The organism is Glaciimonas sp. GG7, from assembly GCF_052976905.1.
The window spans coordinates 1-1,611 of record NZ_JBRIIQ010000205.1; the positions used below are offsets into that span (position 1 = coordinate 1).

At 59.2% G+C, this 1,611-nt stretch carries 1 protein-coding gene; it reads right to left on the bottom strand.

Annotated elements, in window-relative coordinates; all coding sequences use genetic code 11:
* Nucleotides 1-1,611, bottom strand: a 1,611-nt coding sequence (locus tag ACVBEF_RS21110) for a hemagglutinin repeat-containing protein (protein ID WP_447125859.1), incomplete at both ends; no start/stop codon positions are given.

Sequence of the window (1,611 nt, forward strand, 5' to 3'; positions counted from 1 at the left end):
CCGCGACTTGTTTGATCGCGTTGGCGGCAATTAAACCTGCTTTGGCGGCATTCAAGGCCGCGACTCGGTTGTCACCGCTAGCTTGCGCGGCGAGGCCTTGATTAGCAGTTTGCGCGAGTTGCCCGGCTACGCCGCCGACGGCGGTTGTGATACCGAACTGGCTGGTACGATGGGTTTCTTTACTTTGGCTGGCGTCTTGCCCCGGGTTGAGATGAAGATTTTGACCGATCAGGGTGAGGTTGTTGGCGGCTAACAGATCGCTGCCTTGAACATGGATGTCCTGTTTGGCGTCTAGCGTGACGCTGCCTTTGGTGCTGATGATCTGGCTGCGGATCGGGTTTTGTAACTGGCTGGCGCTGTCTATGACATCACTCGTATTACGTACACCGACCGTGCTGGCGGTGCCGTTTTTACTGCTGCCGAGGTCGCCTATTTGATGACTGCGGTGATCTTCGTGATGGGTGCTGGTGTTCTGACCGGCAACGACTGTAATCTGGCCCGACTTGGCGGTCAGGTTGACGTTATTGGTTGCCACAATCCCAGACCCCGCAATCGCAATATCCCCACCATGACTATTGAGCACCACGCTATTGCCGCTAATGCTGCTGGCACGCTGCCCCGATGCTTGCGTGTTGCGGTTGTCGGCGCTGCTGCTGGCGTTGTAGGGCGATTGCGTCACGCCGCTGTTGTTGGGACCGCCGGACATGCTGCGGGCGGCGTCGCCGGGGCTGTTGATGGCCAGACTCAGGCTGCTGCTTTTGCTGCTGGCGCTGTGCTCTTCGCTGTAGCGGTCTGTTGCGGCCTGGACGGTGATGTCGCGTTGGGCGTCGAGCAGGACGTTGCCGCCTGCGGCGATGTTGCTGCCGGTGATGGTGATGTCGCCGTTGCTCGCACGGCCTGCACTGTCTTTGTTGCCGTCGCCTGTTGCGACTAGTTGGATATTGCCTGCGGCTTGAAGGCTGCTGGCGCTGTTGGTGCTGCTCTGGCTGCTGCTTTGACTATTGCTGCGGCTGCTGCCTAGGGTGACGGCGACTTGGGGTAGCGTGCCTGCGCTGTTGCCGATTTCTTCTAGTCCGGCTTTGGCTTTTTGGGTGTTGCTGCCGCCGTTTTTACCGGTTGCTTGCAGGTTGCGTACGGTGTCTAAGGGTGTGCCGACGAGGGCTATGCCGATGCCGCTTTGACGGGCTTGCTGCGTAGCCGCGTCTTGCGCGGTGTCCGTACCGGTGTCGATGCGGATGTTTTGCGCTTGGATGCCGATGTTGCCGGTTTTATTAATAGTGTCATCGGCTGCGCGACCGGCAATCAGGTCGCTGCCGCCGACGTGGACGTCTTTGCCAGCAGTGATACTGAGGTTGCCGCTACTGGTGCCAACGGTGCTGCGAGCATCACTTTGGGTGACCTGATTAGCGTCGGCGGTACTTTTACCGGATTGACTGCCGATGCTAAAACCGATGCCGCCGCTGCCCGTGATACCGGATTTCTTTTCTTGTCGGGCGGAGTGGCTGCTGGAGGTGTTTTGAGCGGCGGCGATGGTGACGTTGTTTTTAGCATCGAGGGCGACATCTTTAGTGCCGACGATATTGCTGCCGCTGACATGGATATCGCGCCCGG